Source organism: Paenibacillus sp. MAHUQ-63, from assembly GCF_028765165.1.
Taxonomy (GTDB): Bacteria; Bacillota; Bacilli; order Paenibacillales; family NBRC-103111; genus Paenibacillus_E.
Window position 1 is genome coordinate 1,559,156 of sequence record NZ_JARADB010000003.1, and the last position, 22,461, is coordinate 1,581,616.

Annotated in this window: 15 protein-coding genes; 6 read left to right on the forward strand and 9 right to left on the reverse strand. The window is 54.2% G+C overall.

Annotated features, from left to right (window positions below; translation table 11 throughout):
* Positions 1-2: 2 nt before the first annotated feature.
* Positions 3-1,052 (reverse strand): GerMN domain-containing protein, encoded by a 1,050-nt coding sequence (locus PUT07_RS22715; RefSeq protein ID WP_274470759.1) that lies wholly within the window; start codon positions 1,050-1,052, stop codon positions 3-5.
* Positions 1,053-1,324: 272 nt separating this feature from the next.
* Between PUT07_RS22715 and PUT07_RS22720 the strand changes: the two genes are divergently transcribed.
* Positions 1,325-2,287 (forward strand): phosphatidylglycerophosphatase A, encoded by a 963-nt coding sequence (locus PUT07_RS22720; RefSeq protein WP_274470766.1) that lies wholly within the window; start codon positions 1,325-1,327, stop codon positions 2,285-2,287.
* 70 nt (positions 2,288-2,357) lie between these two features.
* Here PUT07_RS22720 and PUT07_RS22725 read toward each other — a convergent pair whose 3' ends face one another.
* The 3 genes from PUT07_RS22725 to PUT07_RS22735 are packed head-to-tail and all read right to left on the reverse strand — an operon-like array spanning position 2,358 to position 4,801.
* Positions 2,358-3,341: an MBL fold metallo-hydrolase gene (locus PUT07_RS22725; protein WP_274470940.1), complete on the reverse strand. Its 984-nt coding sequence runs from the start codon at positions 3,339-3,341 to the stop codon at positions 2,358-2,360.
* 7 nt (positions 3,342-3,348) lie between these two features.
* Positions 3,349-4,080 carry a class I SAM-dependent methyltransferase gene (locus PUT07_RS22730; protein WP_274470767.1) on the reverse strand — a complete coding sequence of 244 codons (732 nt, stop codon included), beginning with the start codon at positions 4,078-4,080 and terminating at the stop codon, positions 3,349-3,351.
* A 22-nt stretch (positions 4,081-4,102) separates the two neighbouring features.
* Positions 4,103-4,801 (reverse strand): DUF6483 family protein, encoded by a 699-nt coding sequence (locus PUT07_RS22735; protein WP_274470768.1) that lies wholly within the window; start codon positions 4,799-4,801, stop codon positions 4,103-4,105.
* A 195-nt stretch (positions 4,802-4,996) separates the two neighbouring features.
* Here PUT07_RS22735 and PUT07_RS22740 point away from each other — a divergent pair, with 195 nt between their 5' ends.
* Positions 4,997-5,218: a helix-turn-helix domain-containing protein gene (locus PUT07_RS22740; protein ID WP_028556998.1), complete on the forward strand. Its 222-nt coding sequence runs from the start codon at positions 4,997-4,999 to the stop codon at positions 5,216-5,218.
* A gap of 190 nt (positions 5,219-5,408) precedes the next feature.
* Positions 5,409-5,594, forward strand: coding sequence for a hypothetical protein (locus PUT07_RS22745; protein ID WP_274470769.1), 186 nt, complete (start codon positions 5,409-5,411; stop codon positions 5,592-5,594).
* A 1,497-nt stretch (positions 5,595-7,091) separates the two neighbouring features.
* Here the strand turns inward: PUT07_RS22745 and PUT07_RS22750 are convergent.
* The gene (locus tag PUT07_RS22750; protein ID WP_274470770.1) at positions 7,092-9,173 is read right to left on the reverse strand and encodes an S-layer homology domain-containing protein; all 2,082 of its coding nucleotides are present in this window, start codon (positions 9,171-9,173) and stop codon (positions 7,092-7,094) included.
* A gap of 166 nt (positions 9,174-9,339) precedes the next feature.
* Between PUT07_RS22750 and PUT07_RS22755 the strand changes: the two genes are divergently transcribed.
* Positions 9,340-13,725 (forward strand): DEAD/DEAH box helicase, encoded by a 4,386-nt coding sequence (locus PUT07_RS22755; RefSeq protein WP_274470771.1) that lies wholly within the window; start codon positions 9,340-9,342, stop codon positions 13,723-13,725.
* Between the two features lie 7 nt (positions 13,726-13,732).
* On the opposite strand, the gene PUT07_RS22760 is transcribed toward PUT07_RS22755, so the two are convergent.
* The 4 genes from PUT07_RS22760 to PUT07_RS22775 all read right to left on the reverse strand — a co-directional run bounded on the left by PUT07_RS22760 (position 13,733) and on the right by PUT07_RS22775 (position 20,200).
* Positions 13,733-15,838, reverse strand: coding sequence for a molybdopterin oxidoreductase family protein (locus tag PUT07_RS22760; RefSeq protein ID WP_274470772.1), 2,106 nt, complete (start codon positions 15,836-15,838; stop codon positions 13,733-13,735).
* Between the two features lie 37 nt (positions 15,839-15,875).
* Entirely contained in the window at positions 15,876-16,226 is a 351-nt protein-coding gene (gene nirD, locus PUT07_RS22765; protein ID WP_274470773.1) for a nitrite reductase small subunit NirD, read from the reverse strand.
* Between the two features lie 24 nt (positions 16,227-16,250).
* Positions 16,251-18,671 (reverse strand): nitrite reductase large subunit NirB, encoded by a 2,421-nt coding sequence (nirB, locus tag PUT07_RS22770; RefSeq protein ID WP_274470775.1) that lies wholly within the window; start codon positions 18,669-18,671, stop codon positions 16,251-16,253.
* Between the two features lie 287 nt (positions 18,672-18,958).
* On the reverse strand, positions 18,959-20,200 hold the full coding sequence (locus tag PUT07_RS22775) for a nitrate/nitrite transporter (protein ID WP_274470776.1): 1,242 nt from the start codon (positions 20,198-20,200) through the stop codon (positions 18,959-18,961).
* Between the two features lie 470 nt (positions 20,201-20,670).
* On the opposite strand from PUT07_RS22775, the gene PUT07_RS22780 reads away from it, so the two are divergent.
* Together PUT07_RS22780 and PUT07_RS22785 are read left to right on the forward strand one after the other, a co-directional pair.
* Positions 20,671-21,318, forward strand: a complete 648-nt coding sequence (locus PUT07_RS22780; RefSeq protein ID WP_274470777.1) for an ANTAR domain-containing response regulator — start codon at positions 20,671-20,673, stop codon at positions 21,316-21,318.
* Entirely contained in the window at positions 21,315-22,346 is a 1,032-nt protein-coding gene (locus tag PUT07_RS22785; protein ID WP_274470778.1) for an anthranilate phosphoribosyltransferase, read from the forward strand. The genes PUT07_RS22780 and PUT07_RS22785 overlap by 4 nt, the downstream gene beginning before the upstream one ends.
* Positions 22,347-22,461: the final 115 nt, after the last annotated feature.

A 22,461-nucleotide genomic window follows, 5' to 3' on the forward strand; every position in this document is an offset into this window, starting at 1 on the left:
TATTACAGCTTTGAAGGGTTAATCTGATTAGGTCTGAGCACCGGCTTGGTGTAGGTCTGGCTGTTGTCCGATGTCGTGAACTTCACGGAACCGTCCACTTTAATTTGCACTTGTTTGAACGGCGTATTCTCGGTCAAGGAAAGAATCACCGACTGCAGCGCATCCGTGGAAGCCTTATTGTCTGCGCCGAGAAGCTTGTTCGAGAAGTCAACCGTCACAAGGGAGTCCGCCGGCTGAATGCTCTTGACCTGCGTTGTCGCATTCAGAACGGATGTCAGCCCTTTCTTCTGGTCGGGCCCTTTGATTAATTGGTCGACGACCGCTTGCGCGATGTTATCGGTTCTTTTCACGAGCCGTGTGACCGGTACATAGTACTTATAATTTTGATCGTTCTGATTCAGGAAATAGAGTGTCACCGGCGTCGATTGCCCGAACTCCGCATCTTCAGCCTTCTCTAAGTTAATCCCCATCGAACGGGCCAACGGCGTGTCAAGCGGGGTTTTCCCTTTCGGCATTTCTTTGAGGTCTTTGCCTTCAACACGCAGCTGCACTTTCTCAACCGTTGGGAAGTTTGTCAAATTCCACGTGATGGCTTCCAATATTTTTCTCTCATTTTGCTGATCATAGGCAAGAAACTCTTTGGAGAAGTCTACGATCGCCCGTTTGTCGTTGGTGACGTTCAAGCTGATTACTTTCGTCCCCTGCGGGAGCAGCGCTTGGAAGCCGGATGGGAGCAGGCTCGCAACAGGACCTCCGTCAACCATGTACTCCAGCGTCGTTTTCGCTACGGATACCGTCTTGGGCAATCCCAGACTGAGCGGTGCGACGAAGCCTTTGGCATCCTTCACATAGACTGTCATTTGGGCTGAGTTCTCTTCCGCCATATCAATCGTGACCGCGGCCGATGTGGTTTTCGCGTCTGCTTCCGCACCCGTGGTCGGAGGTGCATCGATGTCACTCTTCTTCCCTGTGCCCAGGACCGAGCATCCTGTGGTCAGCAAGGCAATCACCCCCGCGATAGCGGCTGAACGAATCCAATGTTGATGTTTCATTTGCTTATTTCCTCCTTCGAGTTTTGCAGAAGCTTGCCAGGAAGCATCTGCCGTGTATTTTTTTCGGCTTGGCCTGTACACTGCTTGTTCGTATTAATATGTATACGGAGCTTTGTCCGATTTATAACTACTTTTTGTCCACTCTATGAAAAAAACAAAATAGCTGAAAAGCGCGCAGCTTCCGCACGTTTTCAGCTATTGGAAATGATATGCTATACTTGGTAACATAACCGAGTTGCACATAGAAAGATCCCTATACTGGAGGGCCTATCATGAGAACATTCCTCAAAGATAAAACACTCATTTTCAATGAATTCCGGGAAGAGGTGTTCAGCCACTACCCGCAAGCCGTCATCGAAGAAGCTGTAGCCCGTCTGCTCGTCGAAATCAAAGGCATCAAGAAAATTCCGCACGAAATGATTGCGTCGACTTTACTTGGCGTTCTGAGCAAAACCGAAACTTACAATGTCATGTCCACGCTCATGGAGCTGGAAAAAAAGGTCAAACACGATTCCGAGCTGCTCGCCAGCATGAAAGATCCCGCTTATAACGTTCATCGTACGATCGCAATGTCCATCTGCGGCTTGTACGGCAGCGGCGCGGCTTCTCTCTTCGGATTTGTCGATTGCAAATTCCGTTTCTTCTTTCCGACGAAACGGCCGAAGTCGTTTATATCCAAGGGCATCTGCGCCATTGTCGCCTCGACGGCAAGCGTCATTATTTCGGAGAATGTGAAGATCGATTATACGCAGCGCAATCTCGACATGCTCGCAGCAAGAGGCGTGCAGTTGGAAGATATGGTCGAGATCCTGGATCAGCTTCAGCGGCCTTATAATCCGGATATGGAGCGCAAGCTATGCGAAGAGCATATCCTTGCGGTGCTGCGCAAGCAGCAGACGTTCCATGCGCTTCAGCTGGCGATCAAAATCGATACGGCCGTCGAAGCCGGCGAATTCAAGCCGCAGTATAACCATATTGTCGGCCAGGACGAAGGGCTGTTCGGGGTGGACGAAAGCATCGCAACCGCAGTTCCGCTCATGTACGGGACGATTGCGCTCACAAATTTCGGGTACCTCGATAAGGAGAAACTCGGAATCATCCAAGACCTCGACAGCGATCACTCCGAGGGCAAATGCAACACGTTCATCGACGATATGGTATGCGGCATCGTCGCCGCGGCTTGCGGCCGGCTGGCGCATAATAATATACCGACGTACAGTAAGCCTCTGAAGTAACACAATACTGAAGTAACACAATAAACCCTCATGACGTAATTGGTCATGAGGGTTTATTGGTGTCAAGCAGCTATGAACTTCTGCCCGCTGCGACATATTGGATCAGCTCCGCTGCCGGGTCGGCTGCGCGGATGCGTCCCTCCGCTTCGAGCAGGATGAGGTGCGCGATCGTCTCCGACAGCGCGAACCTCATCTGGTGAATGCTGAGCCGGTCGCCGAACGTCGCCCGGCATACCTCATAAGCGCTCAGCGGCGCGCTTAGCTGCCCTTCCATGAGCGCGAGCCGCTCATGATGATGGCGCACGAGCTCCTCCGTGCGCGCATTAAAGCCCTGCCATGGCTCCCGGTGTCCCGGGTAAGCCATGCGCACCTTCAGCCTGCCGATCTCCTGCAGGCTGGTCAAGTACGCGCCGAGCGGATTCTCTTCCACCTGCGGGAGGAAGGAAACGTTCGGCGATATTTGCGGCAGGACATGGTCGCCGCAAAACATCACCTCCGCCTCGGCATCGTAGAAGACCAGATGACCCGCGGCATGGCCGGGGGTCTCGATGGCTTCGTACACGCGGTCTCCGAGGCGCACGGGTCCTTCACGCAGCAGCGTCACCTGAGGCTGCGGCGAAACCAGCTCGACGAAGCTCTCCATGTGCTTCGTCATCTCCGCAAGCCCGGCTTCCGGGAAGCCATGCCGGGCGAAAAGCGCCAGCAGCAGCGCCGACATCGGCTGCTCCGCGCCCCACAGGAGCTGCACTTGCGCGTACCCGGTCTCCGAGAGGAGAACCGGCGCGCCCGTGCGCTCCTGGAACCATCCGGCCATCCCGTAATGGTCGGGATGGTGGTGCGTGAGCACAATCTGCTCGATGTGCTCGAAGGCGATGCCGCGCTGCTGCAGCACCTCCTGCCAGCGCGCCTCCGCATCCGGGGTGTGCAGCCCCGGATCGATTACGGTGTAGCCCCGGCTGCCGCGGATCAAATAAGCGTTCACCCAGCGCAGCGGAAAGGGCAACGGCACCTTCACTTGCGTTATTGTATCTGTATGTTCTGTCACGATGTTCATTCGCCTGTCATCCTTCCTTGCGCCCCACAAAAATCATCCGGCTGGAAGCATCCGCCTCGTAAGCCTGGCCTTCATACCCGCCGTACACATGGTCGATATGTAATCCCGCGCGGTGCAGCATCGTTTCGAACGCCGCCCGGTCGTACAGCTTCACCTGTTCCAAATAATTCCTCTCCGCAAGACCTTCTTGCGAAATTACTATTCGCTTGCGCACGCAGCCATCCTCGATCGCTCTGGCTTCGCGAATACGCAGGTCCCCTTCCGTCCTTTCGGACTGCAGGACCAAATGCTTTTGAATATAGACCGGATTCAGGAAATCGACGATGAAACGGCCGCCTTGGTTAAGCAAACGGTTCATCTCGTGGAACACCCGTTCGTTCTGCTCATCCTCGTCGAAATAGCCGAATGAAGTAAACAAATTCACCACGGCATCGAACTCGTGCCGGATCGGAACATTCCGCATATCACCGCGCAGCCAGTTGACCCGCTTGTCTTGATCAAGCTTCACCGCTTCACAGAGCAGAACCTCGGACAAGTCCACGCCCGTAACTTGATAGCCGAAGTCCGCCAATGCCAGCGAATGTCTGCCCATCCCGCAGCATAAGTCCAGCACCTCGGCCCCTTGGGGCAAGTCGAGCCAGTCGATCATCTTTTTCACTTCATGATAAGCGCCCTGCATGTCCCGATGCTTGTATACGAGCAAATAGTCATTCCCGAAACTTTCCTGATACCAAGCCATTTTGTTGTCACACCTTCAATTTCTATTTATGATGATTAGGAATTTCAAATGAGTTCAACTTCGACCGCACAATTCGCAAGCCTTCGGCAGCTTCTTCTCGGGAGAAATTGCCTGCTTCGAGACGATCTTCATCCGTTTCCAACAGAGCTTCATAGAAAGCAGTGCCTTGCCGGAGAAACTCCGATTGTCCCGGATGATCCTCCATATAATGGAAAATGACATCCTCCGCCTTTGCATAATCACCCATTTTGGCATAGTGGGCAAAGAGCAGTCTCTGCACATCTTCGGGAATCACCCAAGACTGCAGCCTTCCCAAGCTGGCCTGAATGCGGGATGTAATCTCCGCTGTTTCCTCATCCTCAGGCGCTACTTGCGGAGAAAGCGACAAGTGAAGCAGCAGATCCAACGATTTCAGATAGGCGCGATACGCCCCGTCGGTTTCCTCATGCTGCTTCAGCAAATCTCCATGCCCCACAAGCATGTCCCCGATCACCATCGCCTTCGCCGTGTCCAGATTCCCCTGATAGGACAGCAGCTCCAGGATATCCTTGCTCGACAACGCCTGAAGCGAATGAATATGGAGTCCGAGCAGGTGGCGGCTGGCTTCATCCAACTGCTGCTGAGCATCCTCCAACTGGATGTGTTCCTTATTAAAAAGAATGCGGTGCAGCACCAGTGTCATTTGCTCGATCTGCCGCATAAAATAATCGCGTTTGAACATCCGTTACGCCCCCTCTGCCCAAAGAAAATGCCTCATTTCAGCTTACCATGCCACGGAAAGAAACTCAAAAGAAGAGATCGCCTATTTTTAGCCATGGACCGCACCATTGGCAACAGCCCTTCATAAACTAATTTTGACTGTATCCCTAAACCTTGTATTTCCCAATACCCGAGCAAGGAGGGGTGACACACATCCATGGGCAGCGACCACAAAAACAAATTTCTACTTACAAACCGCGAACGCGAAGTATTCGAACTATTAGTGCAGGACAAAACGACGAAGGATATCGCACAGCAGCTTTTCATCAGTGAGAAAACTGTGAGAAATCATATTTCCAATGTCATGCAAAAGCTGAACGTAAAGGGTCGTTCACAAGCGGTTGTAGAACTGATCAAGCTTGGGGAATTAAAGATCTGATTCCGTCAGCAGAGGGATCCATGTAAGCCTTCGAGCCTCCATTGGAGGATTCGAGGGCTTTTATGTTGCAGACAAGATCTCCCGCACTATGTGAACGTTTTGTTAACCCAACATTTCGACAACAACCGATCTCAGGCATGTACTATGATAAGAGCAAGTACATTACATCTTTAGGAGGCTTTTACCCCGCATGATAGACGTGATCGCCGAACAAAAAAACGTGTTTTCCCTGTCACAACTCCTGAACGTGGAACCTGGCATTCTGCTCCGGCTCTGCCAATATATTGAGTCTAGAGGCCACCAGTTCACCAAATCAGCGGAAGGCGCCTTTGAATTTAACGATAATGATATCGCCGTTATTTTAGCCCTTTATTGAGGGCTAATTTTTTTTGCTTGCGCGCGCGGAAATACGTTCCTCTATTTGCGATAAAATCGGCTGATATCTTGGCTAAGCGGAAATATAGTGCCTTATTTGCAGGAATACAGCCTCAGGCATGCCATTTTGAATGAAATAAGGAATCCTATTTCCCCTTCGGCGGCTGATTGGCTGTTTTCTCGTGAAATAGCGCATCCTATTTCCTTGTCGCTGTGCTCTCAACCATGTCGTATGGGTCATCGACCTAAGACTAGAGCTCTGTGACAGCTCTAACGGACACAGCAGCCGTTATATGGGCGAAATGCATCCCGTTTCTTTTCTAACGGACAGCAGCGACCTTATTTCGCCAATTCTTAGGCGAGAATGGGTTCAACTAGGCAAATAACGGCACTGGTGTCCGTTACATTGGTAACGTGGCCCTCTCCCAATGAATAAGGGCCGCTCTGTCCGTTAGCGGGGGCGGACCCATGCTAGGCTAGTGCCCTACGTGCGCTAGCCTAGCTGAGTAACACAAGGTACCCATAAAAAAAGAAGCCCCGCACGGGACTTCTTCCACTGCTCTACTTCCTTTCCTGCTCCTCAACCTGCACCGCTCTTGCTACTTCTCCCATTACTGCTACTGTTTTTACTCGCTCCTGCTTCTGTTTCTGCTCCTGCTCCTGCGTCTGCTTCTACTTCTATTCCTTCTTTTACTCGCTGCTGCGGCACCTGCTCTGCCCATGTTTTGCTCTAGTCCTTGCTTCTGCTACTACTTCTGCTACTTCTGCTGCTTCTGCTACTGCTGCTACTGCCGCTACTGATGCTGCTGCTACTGCCGCTACTGCTGCTCCTGAGTCTACTTCTACTTTTACTTCTATTTCTAATTCTACTTCTATCTTTGTTCCTGCTTCTACTTTCGCTTGTGCTGCTCCTGCTCTTGCTTCTACTTTTGCTTGTGCTGGTCCTGCTCTTGCTTCTGCTTCTGATGTGCTACTGTTTATACTTTTGCTACTGCCCCTGTGCTACTGTTCATGCTTCTGCTTCTGTTTCTGCTTCTGCTCCTACTTTCCGCTGCGCTGCTACTGCTGCCACTGCTACTGCTCCTGCTTCTACCCTTGCACTTACCTACTCCCATACCACCGTTCTACTAGCTCCTTCTACTCCCGTACGTAAACTAACCGAAATTCCCATACTCCACTTGCTTCTCTATCTACTTGTACCTGCCCCGTTCTATCATTACTCTTGCTCTCGATCACTTACTCTTGCTCTCGGCTCACTTACTCTTGCTCTTGATCACTTACTCTTGCTCTCGATCACTTACTCCTACTCTTACCCTTACTTTTACTTACACCTTCTTCACTACTGCTTTGCTACTGCTATACTACTTTTACTCCTACTTCACTCCTGCCTTACTCCCCCTACACTCACCCTTGCTCTTCCTCGACAACCCCAACTTCTACACCTGCTCTTACACTTTAACCTGGAACTCCTACTCCTACTCCTACTCCCAACGTGCCATTACTTAACCGTAATCGAAGTAACAACATTATTCGTCCCTTTCAGCTGAATCTGCTGCCCTTCCTTAAACAAGGACAGGTTGCCGGAGATCGTGACAGTGGACGCGACTTGATAGACCACCGTTTGCACACTGCCGTTTACGGATCGCTCAATTGAAATCGTCGCCAGGCCGCCTGCCGAATTGAGGGTCGTTCCTTTCATTTTGCCGGTCACATCGAAGGACACATTCGCATCCACCATTTTCGTCACTTCAATATAAATGACTTTATTGTCGGAGGTGCGAATATCGACCTCATCGCCGATTTTGAGGTCACCCACACCCGCTTTCACTCCGTTACGATAGACGATGACGTCCGGATGCAGCACAAATGTCGTAGTTACACCCGATTTCGTGAGCCTAAGCTCATTATTGACAACAGTGGCGCTAACCGTCCCGTTGGTTATGATAGGCTGCACCATTTTAGTCACTTCAATATAAATAGCCTTGTTCTCCGAGGTGCGAACGTTCACTTCATCGCCAACCTGCAGAGCGGCAGCGGTAACCTTCACTCCATTGCGGTATATGATCGCATCCGGATGCACGATGATTTCATAATTCACGCCATCTTTCACTAGCTTGAGCACATTATTGCTGACAGCGGCTGTAATAGTCCCGCTATTGGTGATCGCTTGCGCCGTGCGCGTCACTTCGATGAAAATCACTTTATTCTCCGATGTCCGCACATTGACTTCATCGCCAACCTGCAGAGCGGATACGGCAACCTTCACACCGTTACGGTATACGACGACATCCGAATGCAGCGTATAATCGGAAGTCACGCCGGATTTGGTAAGCTTCAGCACATTGCCGCTTACGGCCGCCGCAACGGTGCCGCTGGTGGAAACAGGTACGACCGGACGGATCACTTCGACGTAAATGACTTTGTTCTCGGAGGTGCGGATGTTCACTTCATCGCCGATTTTCAATTCGTACGGACTCACACGAACCCCATTGCGGTAAGCGACGATATCCGGATGGAAAGCTAATGTAGAGGTAACGCCAGACTTCGTCAGCGTCAATGTATTGTTCGCTACCGCCGCACTGATAATGCCGCTGTAGATTGTCGTTTGTACAGATTTGGTCACTTCAATATAGATGATTTGATTGTTAAAAGTGCGCACTTTCACTTCGTCCCCAGCCAGCAGGGCCGACGGGCTTACCTTGGTTCCGTTACGGTACACAAAAACGTCCGGATGCAGAGCATACGTCGTCGTTATGCCCGAACTTGTCATCACCAAGGAGGAAGTACCCGTAACGCTATCCACGGTTCCTGTTATCGTGCCGTTCGTTTGATCCGGCAATTGACCGCCAGTCCGATCAAGCAATGCGGCTAGCTGTGCTCGCGTCACAGGCTGATTCGGCCGGAAGGTGTTGTCCTCGAAGCCGTCGATCAACGCTTTTTCCAACGCCACAGCGACATAGCCGACAGAGCCGGCCGGAATTTGCTTCGCATCCTTGAAAGGCAGCGTCGTATTCATTTTCGCTTTGGCCTGGGCTTCCAGCTTCAAGGCTTTGACGAGAAGCGTCGTCGCCCACAGCCGGTCCGCTTCCTTCGAAGGCTGCACCATGTCGTCGTTTTCCGAGAACAGATCGTTCTCTAACGCAACGGCCACATAGCCTACGGCCCAAGCAGGAATTTTATCCGCATCTTTGAAGTTGAGTCGTGTGCTCATTTCGGCCGATGATTCCGCTTGGCTGCGAAGTCCCATTAGACGAACGGCTGCTGTGATCGCTTCTATCCGCGTCACGGTATTATGCGGTTTGAACGTACCATCCTCATAACCTTCAAATACACGCTTCGAAGCTAAACTTGCAATATATCGTATGGCCCACTCTGCATTCTTCAAATCTTCAAACGTGAGATGAATTTCAGCTTTCCCGTTGTCTTTCCACTTGCCATAAGCGTTCCCATTGCCATTACCATTGCCATTACCGTTGCCGTTTCCATTGCCATTCCCATTGTCTTTGGCCATAACGGCTGTACTGCTCCCCATGATCGTAACAACGGCAAGGCCTGTCGCGATGATTTTTTTGAGCTTCAAGCTACACACACTCTCCTTCTTAGCGAATGACTACATCAAATGGGTTCGTCGACTTGGTAATTTTTAGGAGGGTAGTGTCGGATAAAATTTTCACTATCAACCGATTGGCGTAAGCACCGCCATTATGCTATGTTGGAAGAAATTGCATGTAAGGAGCGACGCTCGAATGGCACAGGAACAAGAACAGGCACGGGATGAATCATTGGCCCATTTTCACCCAATTCTACAATTATGGTTCACATCGCGCTTCGGCGAGCCGACCGACGTGCAGAAGCAAGCTTGGCAACAAATTCGCAGCGGTACCCACACTCTGATCTCATCCCCTACCGGCTCAGGCAAAACATTGGCGGCTCTGCTGCCTTGCATGGACAGCGCATTGCATAAGAAGCAGCGCGAGGGCGACAGCTATGCGGCCGGCGTACGCGTGCTGGTGGTGACACCGCTCAAAGCGCTGAATAACGATATACACGACCATCTGTTTCATTTCATGCGGGAGATTGAGGAACTGGTCGCCACGCTCACACTCGACACCCAAGAAGACTGGCAAGGGCTTCGCGTCGGCGTCCGCACCGGCGATACGACGCAGAGCACGCGGGCGTCCATGCTCAAGCATCCGCCGGATCTGCTCGTGACGACGCCGGAATCGCTCTATCTGCTGCTCACGTCCCCGCGGGCGCGGGAGATGCTGAAGAGCGTGGAACAAATCGTCGTCGACGAAATCCACGATCTCGCGGCGGACAAACGCGGGATGCATTTGTCGCTGACGCTGGAAAGGCTCGACGCCTGGTGCGGACGAGCCGTTCAGCGGATCGGCGTGTCCGCGACGCAGAAGCCGATCGAGCGGGTCGCGCGCTTTCTCGGCGGATGGGAGGCGGACACGCCGCGCCCCGTCGCGATCATCGAGAGCCGCGCCGAGAAGCGCTACGCGCTGCAGGTGACCATGCCGGAGCCGGCGCGGGCAGGAGCAGGAGCTGACCAGGAGGCAGTCTGGACGCCTCTGGTTGATCGCCTGCTGCAGCTCATGGAAGGCTGCCGCACGGTCCTCATCTTCGCGAACAGCCGCAGGCTGTGCGAACGGATCACGCTGCGGCTCAATGACCACGTCGGTCATGAAATCGCCCGCAGCCATCACGGCAGCGTCGCCCGCGAGATCCGGCTCGAGGTCGAGCGCCAGCTGAAGGCAGGCGAGCTCCGCTGCCTCGTCGCCACGTCGTCGCTGGAGCTCGGCATCGACGTCGGCCATGTCGATCTGGTCATCCAGATCGACTCGCCCTTCACCGCTGCCGCAGGTATCCAGCGGATCGGCCGCGCCGGCCACGCCGTCGGCAGCGTATCGCGCGGCGTGCTGCTTGCGCGCAGCCGCAGCCTGCTGCCGGAGCTCGCGGTGCTCAGCCGGCGCATTGCCGCGCGCGACATCGAGGCGATCCGCATCCCGCGCGGCAGCCTCGATGTGCTGGCGCAGCAGCTCGTCGCCATGACAGCCTTGGGCGACGAGCTGGATGTGACGCGCCTCGCGCGTCTGCTCGCCCGGAGCGACTCCTTCCGCGAGCTGCCGCAGGAGCGCTGGCTCGCGATGCTGGAGGTGCTCGCGGGATTATACCCCTTCGTGCGCCCGCTTATCGCATGGGACCGCGAATCCGGCCGCCTCGAACGGGTGGCGGCCACCCAGATGGCCGCGCTGACAGGCGCGGGCACTATACCGCAGAGCACGGCCTATCCCGTGCACCATAACGAAACCGGACTTCATCTAGGCGAGCTGGATGAAGAATTCATTCACGAATCGTCGGTCGGCGACGTATTCCAGCTTGGAACGGCTTCATGGCGCATCGTGCGCAAACGGCCTGAGCGGATCTATGTCCAGGAAGCCGAGAACCGGTACAGCGAAATCCCTTTCTGGCGCGGGGAAACCGGTGGGAAATCGTTCCAGCTAGGCGTTCAGACGGGGCAGCTGTGGCGCGAGCTTCGTGACCGGTTGCATGCGCAATCACACACCGAAGGGGACCTTGACGTGCAAGCATGGCTGATGGAAAGCTACGCTTTCGATACGGAAGCCAGCCGCGCCTTGATCAGCCTCATCCGCAATCAAATCGCGGTGAATACGGTTCCGAGCGATACGACCGTCGTCATCGAATCGTTCGCCGATGAGCAGAATCAGACCCACTATGTGCTGCACAGCCTGTTCGGGCGCAAAGTGAACCGCACTTGGCTCATGGCGCTGGAGAAACAGCTCGAGCGTGAAGGCCACCAAGCCCTATATACGAATGCCAAAGACAACGGTATCGAGCTGATCTTCCCCAGCTTTCAGGAAGCGGTCATCCAGTCCGTCATGTCGCTCACTTATGAGGAGGCGGAGCCTCACATAATCGGGGCGGTCGCGGAATCCGGCATGTTCGGCGCAGCATTTCAGCGGCTCGCTGAGACGTCCCTGCTGCTATCCCGCAGCTTTACCCGGATGCCGGCTTGGCTGAAGCGGCTGCGCGGGCAGGAACTGATGAAGGAAGCGCTGCCTTTCAAAGAGCGGTTTCCGCTTTTTCAGGAGGCGATGCGCGAATGTCTGGAAGAGCAGGTCGATCTCGAGCATCTGCGCACGATTCTGCACGACATCGAAGCAGGCGGCATCGAATTCGCTCTTCACCGCAATCACTTCCCTTCACCGCTGGCGGCACAGTTCCAAGCCGATTACGTAGCGCAGAAAATATATGAATCCGATGCCTTATCACGGGATCTGCAAGTGGAGTTATTGGGCTTCAGCAGGCAGATGGCGGCCGATATTTTCGGAGAGGCAACCGTGCGCAATGCCATCGATCCCGAAGTCGCAGCCCAAGAAGCAAGCAAGCTCACGAGCGCAGATGAACCGTGGGCTTCCTCGCAGGAAGTCTACCGTTATTTGAAAGAGAGAGGCGATGCATCGGCTTCCGAGCTTGCCAAGGCTGGAGCGTTGGCGGAGGGGCAAATCGAGGTGTGGATGCGTGAGTTGACGGCGCAGGGCCGAACTGCAGCTGTCTCTACAGCCGGCGTAATCCGGTATATATGCCGGGATGAAGAGGAGTTTTACAAAGACTTGGCCCAAGATCCTCTTGCCAGAACGTTCATCTTCCAAAGATATGCCGACGGAAGAATGTCTTTCACCGCGATGGAGCTTCAGGTCCGCTATGGACTGGATACTGATTCTGTTGATGCATGGATAGCGGAAGCGGTCCAAGCCCGGGCCATTGAAGCCGCACCTTTCGCCGATCCGGACACGGAAGAGCTGTGGACAAGCTCCAAAGTCGCCTCGCGCTTGGTGCGCCAGTCGCTGCAGATTCTCAGACGGGATAGCTCGGCTATATCCCCGCTCGCCATGCTGACACGTATGCCGCTTATGCGAAAGCTGACAGACCGCGTAGAAACTCCGGGCATGGAAGCGCTTCGGGACATCATTGCCGATCTGCAAGGACTGTTCCTTCCGGTCTCACTTTGGGAATCCGTGCTATTTCCCGCCAGACAGATAAGCTACCGCAAGCAGGATCTCGACACTTTATGTTCCTCCGGTGAAATCCTATGGATCGGGCGCAAGGACCCCGATGAGAAAGAAGGGCGCATCGCCTTCTTCCTGACGGAAAGCTCAGCGCTCTATGAGCCTTGGCTCGCCGCCATGCAGCATAGGCCGCCATCCCGCCCGGAGCTGCTCGGCCTCCTGCAGAATAAGGGCGCCGTCTTTCTGAGCAAGCTCGGTCTGGAAACCGGCCAAACTCCGTCCGTCCTGTTGGAAGAGCTTCTTCAGCTCGTCTGGGACGGTCATGCCGCCAACGATCAGTTCGCGCCGCTTCGACTGCACGCAACCGGACCGTCCCCCTCGAAGAAGGGGGATAAGTTCCAGTCCGGCCTAGGCCGGTGGTATGCCCTCAGCACCTGGCATAACCCGGCTTTCGACCGCCAGTCGTCCGCCATGCAGTGGACGCACCACCTGCTGGAGCGTTTCGGCTTGGTGACCAAAGAGCTCGTTTCCACGCTTTGTCCATATCCGTGGGAAACGATTCATACGGCACTGCGCCAGCTGGAGGAATGGGGGCTTGTCGTCCGGGGGCTGTTTATCGCCGACCTGCACGCTCTACAGTTCGCCTCTAAAACATTCATCCGCCAGCTGCAGCAGAAGGCCGAACCGGTGCCCGACCGCCCGACCGCCTTCACGCTCGTAAGCGCCGTCGATCCGGCTAACCCCTTCGGCTTGCTGGTCCCATGGCCGGAGCTATCCGGTATCGCCTTCTCGCGCAAGAGCGGCAACTACTTGGCCCTTAGGGGCAGCGAGTGGCTGTATTGGATCGAAAATAACGGCAAACGTGTCTACCGGCTGGCATCAGGTTCGGACCAGCCTCAGGACGATGCCGCTACCGCACAGGAGCTGAAGCTGATGTTCCGGCAGCTGCTCAAGCAGCATCAGCTGCGCAAAATCGTGGTCGACGCATGGAACGGCGTCCGCATCACCGAAGCGCCCGAGCAGGCAGCATTAAAGCTTCTCGGCGCAGAAAAAGACCGCACCAGCTTAGTGCTTTGGCCAAGCCAACTAAGCTGAGTACGGTCTATGCACGTTCCACTTGTACGGCACATATTTTAAATTCCGGCATCCGGCTCGTCGGATCGAGCGCATCATTCGTCAATACATTGATCGAATGCTCGTCGCCCCAATGGAACGGGACGAATACCGTGCGCGGTTGAATGCCTTCCGTCACTTTGACTTCGACAACGAGTGAGCCCCGGCGGCTTGTAATGCGGATTTTGTTATCCATGCCAAGCCCGATCCGCTTCGCCAGCCAAGGATGCACCTCAGCGACAGGGACGGGAGCCTTCTTGTTCAGAGCTTCCGTGCGGCGTGTCTGTACGCCGCTCAAGTAATGGTTGGCCAAGCGGCCCGTTGTCAGGATGAACGGATAATCGCTGTCGATCGGCTCGGCCGGCATTTTCGGCTGAATGCCGAAGAGTTTGGCTCTGCCGTCGGGATGATGGAATCGATCGGCGAATAAATGCGGTGTTCCCGGATGATCGGGGGATGGGCAAGGCCAGAAGAGGCCTTTCTCCTCCTGCAGTCTTCGGTACGTGATGCCGCTGTAATCGGCTTTCCCGCCGGCAGTCGCGGCAGCGAGCTCGTTGAACACTTCTTCAATGCTTGCATATTGGAAATAGGCTCCGCGTCCCAGCGCTTCCGCCAGCTCGGAAATGATGCGGTAATCAAGCCTGCAATTGCCCGGCAGCTCCACCGCCTTGCGGCGATGGAAGACGCGCCCCTCCAGATTCGTCATCGTCCCTTCCGCTTCTGCGAAAGACGAACCCGGGAGCAGATAATGCGCGTAGCGGGCCGTTTCCGTTTCGAACATATCGATGACGACGAGCAGCTCCAGCTTCTGGAGCGCCCGCTCCACCATCCGGTTATTCGGACTAGAGACGAGCGGATTGGAGCCGAGCACGATCAGCGCTTTGATCTCGCCTTGATCCACCTTCTGCAGCAGCTCGTAAGCGGAAACGCCTTTGCCCGGCAGTTCGTCCGGGTCGATGCCCCATACGTTGGCGACGTGCGCCCGGGCTGCCGGATCTTCGATCAGCCGGTAGCCCGGCAGCTGATCCGCCTTTTGCCCGTGCTCGCGTCCGCCTTGACCGTTCGCTTGACCGGTAACGGCCCCATAGCCGCAGCCGGTGCGCCCTATTTTGCCGGTGACCAGCGATAAATTAATATAATTCAGCGTATTTTCCACACCGTTGGATTGCTGCTCAAGCCCTCTCGCCGTCAGCACGATCCCCGTCTCCGCCTTGGCAAAGCCGCGGGCGATAGTGCGTACGACAGCTTCCAGAACGCCCGTCAGCTCTTCCACTCTGGCCGGCGTGTAAGCCTTGACCGCTTCCCGCAGATGCTCGAAGCCCGACGTGCGCTCGCGAATGAAGCGTTCGTCCACAAGCTTTTCCTCCACCATAACGTGCAGCAGGCCATTGATAAGTACGGAGTCGAAGCCGGGCTGCAGCCGGACATGAATGTCGGAAACCTTCGAGGTCATCGTGTTGCGCGGATCGATCGTGACGATGATGGCGCCTTTCTTCTTGGCTTCCAGCAAGTAAGGCATCATGGTCGGCTGGCATTCGGCGATGTTCGTGCCGGCAAGAATAATATATTTGGCATTCGGAATTTCAGTTAAGGGCATCGTCATCCCGCGGTCAATCCCGAAAGCCTGATTGGACGCCGCCGCTGCGGAAGACATGCAGTAACGCCCATTGTAGTCGATATATCTGCTCTTCAGCGCTACCCGCGTAAATTTACCCAGCAGGTAACACACCTCGTTGGTTAAGGAGCCGCCGCCGTAGACGCCGACGGTATCGGCGCCATGCTCGGCCTGGAGGCTCATGATGCGGCCGGCGATGTCCGCATAGGCGTCTTCCCATGTCGTGGCTTGCCACCGCTCCGCACCGCTCGAGGCTTGCCGGAGAGGCTCTGTAATGCGGCCGGCATGAAAGACGTGATCCAGCGCATTCAGCCCTTTTTGGCAGAGGCGGCCGGTCGCAACCGGGAAATTCGGACTAGGCTTGGTAACGAGACCGGACGTTTTCTCGCTCGGTATGATCTCCAGTCCGCACTGCATACTGCAAAAGCAGCAATGGGAGGAGGGTTGATCTGTCGGAACGGTCAATAACGGTGACTTCATTGACTTCATTGCTCCCCACCCCATCTTATCTATTTAATTAACTGGCCAATTCTTTCTCCGCAGGAAATCCGATATAAATATAGCCCTCATGAATTTTGGTCGAATACGTTTGCACGCAGCCAGTGTCCGGTGCCTGGACAAGACCCGATGGAAGATGGATTTTGCGGTCATGCATCGGGCAGAACACATGATCGTCGCAGACGATCCCTTCCGCAAGCACCCCTTCCTTATGCGGGCAGCGGTTTTGAATCGCTTGAATTTTACCGCTTTTCATTTTGAAGAGAGCTACCTCTTCCCCTTGATACCGGATCGTTTTGCCTGTATTCACCGCTAAATCCTCGTAAGATACGGCCTCAACCCAGATCATTTGCTCTTCTTGTGTTTTCATGGTCTTCTCCTCCTGAGTGATTTATTAGGAAAGCTCTACGACTTCGTATAGGTCACGTTGAATTTTTTTGCTTTCGATAGCCTGCTTCCAAGGATCCTTCGTTACGGAAAGCGCCAGATCCATTCTTTCGCATAATGCCTTGCGTTCTTCTTCGTTGTTTACGACATCGCGAATATGTTCAATACCCAGGCGGTGTACCCACTCGCTCGTGCGCTCGCCGTATTTGCCGGTTTCGCGGTAGTATTGCAGGTACGCTTCGGTATACTCAATAATTTCTTGCTCGGTTTTCACAGTCGTCAGGAGGTCGCCGACACGCACCTTCACGCCGCCGTTACCACCGGCATACAGCTCCCAGCCGCCGTCCACGGAGACGACCCCGAGATCCTTGATGCCGGATTCCGCACAGTTCCGCGGGCAACCCGACACGGCCAGCTTCACCTTGGCCGGCGTGTTCAAGCGCTCGAATCGCTTCTCCAGCTCAATGCCCACCGCCATGGAATCGCCCGTGCCGAACCGGCAGAACGTTTCGCCGACGCACGTTTTGACGGTACGCAGCGCTTTGCCGTATGCATAGCCAGACGGCATGTCGAGCGCTTCCCACATCGCGGTGAGGTCTTCCTTCTTCACACCGAGGAGGTCAAGGCGCTGTCCGCCTGTGAACTTCACTGTCGGAACATTGAATTTCTCAGCCACTTCGGCGATCCGCTTCAATTCGGTCGGATTCGTGACGCCGCCATAGATTCGCGGAACGACGGAATAGGTGCCGTCCTTCTGAATATTCGCGTGCATCCGCTCGTTCACGAAACGCGATGTGCTGTCGTCTTTGTACGTTTCCGGACTGACCATGCCCAAGTAGTAGTTGAGCGCCGGGCGGCACTTGGAACAGCCTTCTTCGTTCTTCCAGCCGAGTACGCTCATCACTTCACGCACGTGCGACAAGCCTTTCGTGCGGATCGCCTCGACGACTTCATCCCGTGTATGGTCCGTACAGGAGCAGATCGATTCTTTGGCCGCATTTTTGTCGTAAGCGGAGCCTAACGTGAAAGCTAACAAATCGCTGACGAGCGGTTTACAGCCGCCGCAAGAACGGGATGCCGTCGTGCAGTTTTTCACCTCTTCGACAGTGGTTAAGCCCTGCTCTTTGATTGCGGAGCAGATCGTTCCTTTGGTAACGCCGTTACATCCGCAAATGATCGCATCGTCCTTCATCTCCGCTACGCCGGAAGCGGCGCCGCCGCCTGAGGCCGAATCCGTCAGAATCGATGTCTTGGCCATACCGCTGACATCCGTTTCTTCTCTAATCATTTGCATAAGCCGCGTGCCGTCTGCCGTATCGCCGAAAAGCACCGCGCCGATAATTTTGTTATCCTTAATGACGACCTTCTTGTACACGCCCGTGAACTCGTCATGAATACGAATCGCTTTCGTGCCTTCCCCGTCTACGAATTGACCTCCGGAGAATACGTCAACCCCCGATACTTTCAGCTTCGTATACAGAACGGAACCTTCGTACGGCCCCGTCTCCACGCCGGCCAAATGCTTCGCCAGCACGGCGCCCTGCTCGTAAAGCGGCGCTACAAGCCCGTAGGCGACACCGCGGTGCATCGCACATTCCCCGACGGCGTACACGTTCGGAACGTTCGTCTCCATATAATCGTTCACGATGATGCCCGGATTACACTCAATGCCGGATTCCTTCGCCAGCGCCACATTCGGACGAATTCCTACGGCCATCACGATCAAATCCGCTTCGGCCACCGTACCGTCTTTGAACTTCAAGCCGGTCACCCGCTTGTCGCCGACGATTTCGGCGGATTGCTTCTCCAGCAGGAAGTTGATGCCTTGCTCTTCCAGCGCCGCTTGCAGCATCTTGGAAGCGGTACGGTCCAATTGCCGCTCCATGATGGTGTCGACGATATGCACGACATCCACCTTCATCCCCAAGTTGAGGAAGCCTCTGGCCGCTTCCAGACCCAACAGGCCGCCGCCGATGACGATCGCTTTCTTGAATTTCTTGGCGGATTCAATCATGATTTCACAATCACGAATCGTCCGGTAGGCCATCACGCCTTCTTTGTCCGCACCGGGCAGCGGGATCATGAAAGGGTTGGACCCTGTCGCCAAAATCAATTTATCGTAGGCAACCGTTACGCCTTTATCGCTTGTTACCGTTTGGGCCGTTGTGTTAATTTCCGTTACCGTTTGATTTGTATATAAGGTAATATGATTGGCTGCATACCACTCGTATGGATGTATAACGATATCCTCAACTTTGGAATCCCCCGCCAGCACGTAGGATAACAAGATCCGGTTATAGTTCGGATGAGGCTCGCTCCCGAAAATCGTCACCTCGTACTTATCGGGTGCAAGTTTGAGCAAATGTTCAACCGCATTAACACCCGCCATTCCATTACCGACTAAAACTAACTTTTCCTTTTGAGCCATGACTCATCTTCCTCTCTATTATGTCTCTCTATATCCCAATGTTTGGTCAGCCATATCCATTAAAAAAGGTCCACTTGGGAGCAGCGCTCTCGCGATGACTCCCAAATGGCAGATTTGGGATATGGAGCTTGAGTAGTTCTGAATAGAACTACCAAAGACGGTAAGTCGTAAACGTCTTTGCCCATACAGCCTGTGTGGTCGGCCAGGCTGCATGAGCAAAAACTTTTACATGGTGCTGCCGGTCTTGAGGATGAACACGTTCCAAGACCGGCAGCGCATCCTAATCTTTAAGCATGCACGCTGTCAATGCTTGAAGGAGCGACTTTAACTTTGCCGCCTTCGCCAATCCAGCTGCGTTTCCATTGCCCTTGAACAACCGCAATCATAATGATGCAGAATACGGCGATAGCGCTGAGAATAAGGAAACCCGGTGTGAACGAACCTGTCGCTAATTTCACATTTCCTAGAATCTTAGGCAGGAAGTAGCCGCCTATACCGCCTGCGGCACCGACAATCCCCGTCATAACGCCGATTTCCGTCTTGAAGCGCTGAGGCACGAGCTGGAAGACCGAACCGTTCCCCATCCCGAAAGACATCATGGCGATGAAGAGCAATACAGTGGTGATGGGCAGCGCCGGCAATGTCGAGATGCCTGCCATCATGATGGCGACGACACCATAAAGGACCATCAGCATGCGGATACCGCCGAGCTTATCGGCCAGCCAGCCGCCGACCGGACGGAAGAAGCTGCCGCCGATCACGCATAGCGTTGTGAAATCCGCCGCGCGAACCGGGGAAAGTCCATACTGCGTGTTGAAGAAAATGGTCAAGTATGTGGACATGCCGACGAAACCGCCGAACGTTACGCTGTATAAAATGCAGAACAACCAGGAATCTCTTTGCTTCAGCACCTTACCGTACTCAGCGAGCGTTTTGGGTGCCGGTTTATTCGGACTGTCCTTGGCCAAGAGGCTGAAGATAACGAGCGTTATGACAATCGGAATCATAGCGATACCGAAAACAACGTGCCAGTCGCCGTAATGCTGTGCGATCCGGTTAGCGAACAGCGTCGCGAAGATCGTACCGCTATTTCCCGCCCCGGCGATCCCCATCGCCAGACCTTGATATTGCGGCGGATACCAGGAGCTGGCCAGCGGCAGTGCAGCCGCGAAGCTGGCTCCGGCGATGCCGAGCATCAGCGCGACGAAATACATATCGCCCATGGAGTCAGCGAACTGCCATCCCCAAAACAGCGGGACCAGCGTCAGCGACAAGCCGATCTGCCCGGTAAGCTTCGGCCCGATTTTGTCGGTCAAGACGCCGAGCACCAGCCGGAGCACCGCTCCCCCCAGAGTAGGCAGCGCAACGAGATTGGCTTTCTCCGCCGCATCCAATTGGAAATCGTTAGCGAGAATAACCGCCAGCGGACCGAGAAGCACCCAGACCATGAAGCTCATGTCAAAATACAAGAATGAACTGAACAAAGACCCTTTGTGACCCACTTGCAAGAAACTCTTCCGATCAACCATGTGCTTCTCTCCTTTTGTGAGGCTTTGCGCCTTCTTTTTTTCCTACCCTAATCTTCCAGAAGAACTGCCGATGGACAGAAAAGGCCGACGAACATGACCCCGCCATAGCGCGGAACGTTCGTCGGCCTCTTTGCCACTGCCGCCACATCTTCGTGAACGGCATGTTAGATTATATTTCGTGAAATAAACATAAATCGCCTATCCGGTTACGTATTTGTAAGGGGATAGGCGCCATTGCCTGAGGAAGTGGCACATCATTGTGCCGATTTCTAACTTGATTATAGTATGACTTCTCGGGATATGTCAATAAACATAACACAAAAATTTTTATTGTGTGAGATTTGTTCTATTATATCGACAAAAAAGGAATACATATGCTATAGTTATGCCGTGCAATCATTCAAATCAACGAATAAACCTAACATGAAGTTGCCATGATTCATAATGTTTACAACGATGGAGGTAATCAAATGTTGCAATCATTTATACTGATCGACGAGTTGAAACGAACTCGCTCAGCTACCTCCTCGGCGTCTACAATCCAGCAGAACGATCCTGACCGTGTCCGTGTATCCTCACCTGACGAAGTGCTGAAAGATTTGGGCTTTCGCGTCTATACAGCATCCACAATAAAGGAAGTTTCCTTTATCATTCCGAAGGTCGATGCTGTATTATTAAGTGTAGGCCCGGATCAAGTGGAAGCCTGGCGTACGCGTATCCTGGCGCAGCGAAGCCTTCCTCTCTTCTGGTGGTGCGATGCTCACACATTTCCTTCTAATGAATGCAGAATGGATGCAGGTATAGACGGTTTAATCGGTTCCACCATGAGCTCTCTCGAAATTCATTGCGCATTGCTTCTTGGCGTGAACCATTATTTCCAACGTACAGAGTGGCAGCAAGAACGAGAACAACTCCTCTCCAAGCTGGAGGAGCGCAAATGGGTCGATCAGGCCAAGCGGATCTTATGCGAGATTAAAGGCATTTCCGAAGCGGAAGCGTACGACTTTTTGCGTAAACAAGCTATGAATGAACGTAAGCGTATGGTAGATGTCGCTACCTCCATCGTCAAGGTGTACCAAATACTACAAGATCAGAATCAAGGAGGCCGGAAACGATGATATCTTTACTCAAAGAAGTGGGCCGCGGGAAACGCGGAGCCAGAGATCTTACGTACGAAGAGGCTTCCCAAGCTGCAGAACTCATGCTGACAGGCGGCGCGACACAAGCTCAGATGGGGGCTTTCCTCGTTGCCGAGCGGATCAAAATGGAGTCGCCCGATGAAATTAAAGCGTTCATCCACGCTCTTAGCAAACGCTCGGCCACGTACCCGATCCCCGGCAGTATGGATTGCGCCGGACCCTATGATGGTCGCGGCCGCACGTTCATCGCAACCTTGCCTACTGCGTTCGTGCTTGCCGCCTGCGGGCTGCCCGCTACGCTGCACGGCACGCCCAGCATGCCGCCCAAATGGGGCATCACGCTGACGGACGTGCTGGACGCGCTCGGCGTCCCCGTACTGACAACATCGCGGGAAGCGCTCATTTCCGCTGCAGCCCGAACCGGTTTCCTGTTCGCCCCGACGGAAAGCTGGTGCCCGCCGCTAGGCGAATTGCGCGAGCTGCGCAAAGAGCTCGGCCTGCGGACGGTGTTCAACACCGCCGAGAAGCTGCTGCGCTTCACCGAAGCACCATACATGGCGGTCGGCGTGTTCCACGGCACGGTGTTCGAGAAAGTGACGAACCTGCTGATCGATCTTGGCGTTACGCGCGGCATCGTCGTGCAGGGCATGGAAGGCTCGGAAGATTTGTCCGTCGAGAAACGCACGCGGACCTTCGTCATACAAGACGGTAACAGCGAACTGTTCATAGTCGATCCGGAGATTTATGAATTGATGGTCGAAGTGCCTGAAGTGGAATGGACGGCCAAGCTTCAAGGCGACACTGCACTAGCCGTATTGCGCGGGGAAGCCGAGCTGCCTTACTTGAATATGGTGCTGCTCAACAGCGCGGTTCGTTTGTGGATTTCCCAAAAAGCCGGCTCCATCGAGCAAGGCATTTACATGGCAAGGCACGCGATCGAACAAGGAACAGCTCTTCAGACCTATACGGAATGGACGGAAGCCATTAAGACCGTATCCGCCACTTGATTGTTTCATACAGCCCTTCAGGCAGCATCGACTGCTTGGGGGCTTTTCTGTGTCCGCCTGGTGACTGTCATCTTTTAGGAAGGAACACCTTCATCTGGCAGCGAAGTGGTCGACT

What these genes read in the sequence shown, in the direction of transcription:
- PUT07_RS22715 (WP_274470759.1), bottom strand. Translation starts at nt 1,052, where the DNA reads ATGAAACATCAACATTGGATTCGTTCAGCCGCTATCGCGGGGGTGATT.
- PUT07_RS22720 (WP_274470766.1), top strand. Translation starts at nt 1,325, where the DNA reads ATGAGAACATTCCTCAAAGATAAAACACTCATTTTCAATGAATTCCGG.
- PUT07_RS22725 (WP_274470940.1), bottom strand. Translation starts at nt 3,341, where the DNA reads ATGAACATCGTGACAGAACATACAGATACAATAACGCAAGTGAAGGTG.
- PUT07_RS22730 (WP_274470767.1), bottom strand. Translation starts at nt 4,080, where the DNA reads ATGGCTTGGTATCAGGAAAGTTTCGGGAATGACTATTTGCTCGTATAC.
- PUT07_RS22735 (WP_274470768.1), bottom strand. Translation starts at nt 4,801, where the DNA reads ATGTTCAAACGCGATTATTTTATGCGGCAGATCGAGCAAATGACACTG.
- PUT07_RS22740 (WP_028556998.1), top strand. Translation starts at nt 4,997, where the DNA reads ATGGGCAGCGACCACAAAAACAAATTTCTACTTACAAACCGCGAACGC.
- PUT07_RS22745 (WP_274470769.1), top strand. Translation starts at nt 5,409, where the DNA reads ATGATAGACGTGATCGCCGAACAAAAAAACGTGTTTTCCCTGTCACAA.
- PUT07_RS22755 (WP_274470771.1), top strand. Translation starts at nt 9,340, where the DNA reads ATGGCACAGGAACAAGAACAGGCACGGGATGAATCATTGGCCCATTTT.
- PUT07_RS22760 (WP_274470772.1), bottom strand. Translation starts at nt 15,838, where the DNA reads ATGAAGTCACCGTTATTGACCGTTCCGACAGATCAACCCTCCTCCCAT.
- nirD (WP_274470773.1), bottom strand. Translation starts at nt 16,226, where the DNA reads ATGAAAACACAAGAAGAGCAAATGATCTGGGTTGAGGCCGTATCTTAC.
- nirB (WP_274470775.1), bottom strand. Translation starts at nt 18,671, where the DNA reads ATGGCTCAAAAGGAAAAGTTAGTTTTAGTCGGTAATGGAATGGCGGGT.
- PUT07_RS22775 (WP_274470776.1), bottom strand. Translation starts at nt 20,200, where the DNA reads ATGGTTGATCGGAAGAGTTTCTTGCAAGTGGGTCACAAAGGGTCTTTG.
- PUT07_RS22780 (WP_274470777.1), top strand. Translation starts at nt 20,671, where the DNA reads ATGTTGCAATCATTTATACTGATCGACGAGTTGAAACGAACTCGCTCA.
- PUT07_RS22785 (WP_274470778.1), top strand. Translation starts at nt 21,315, where the DNA reads ATGATATCTTTACTCAAAGAAGTGGGCCGCGGGAAACGCGGAGCCAGA.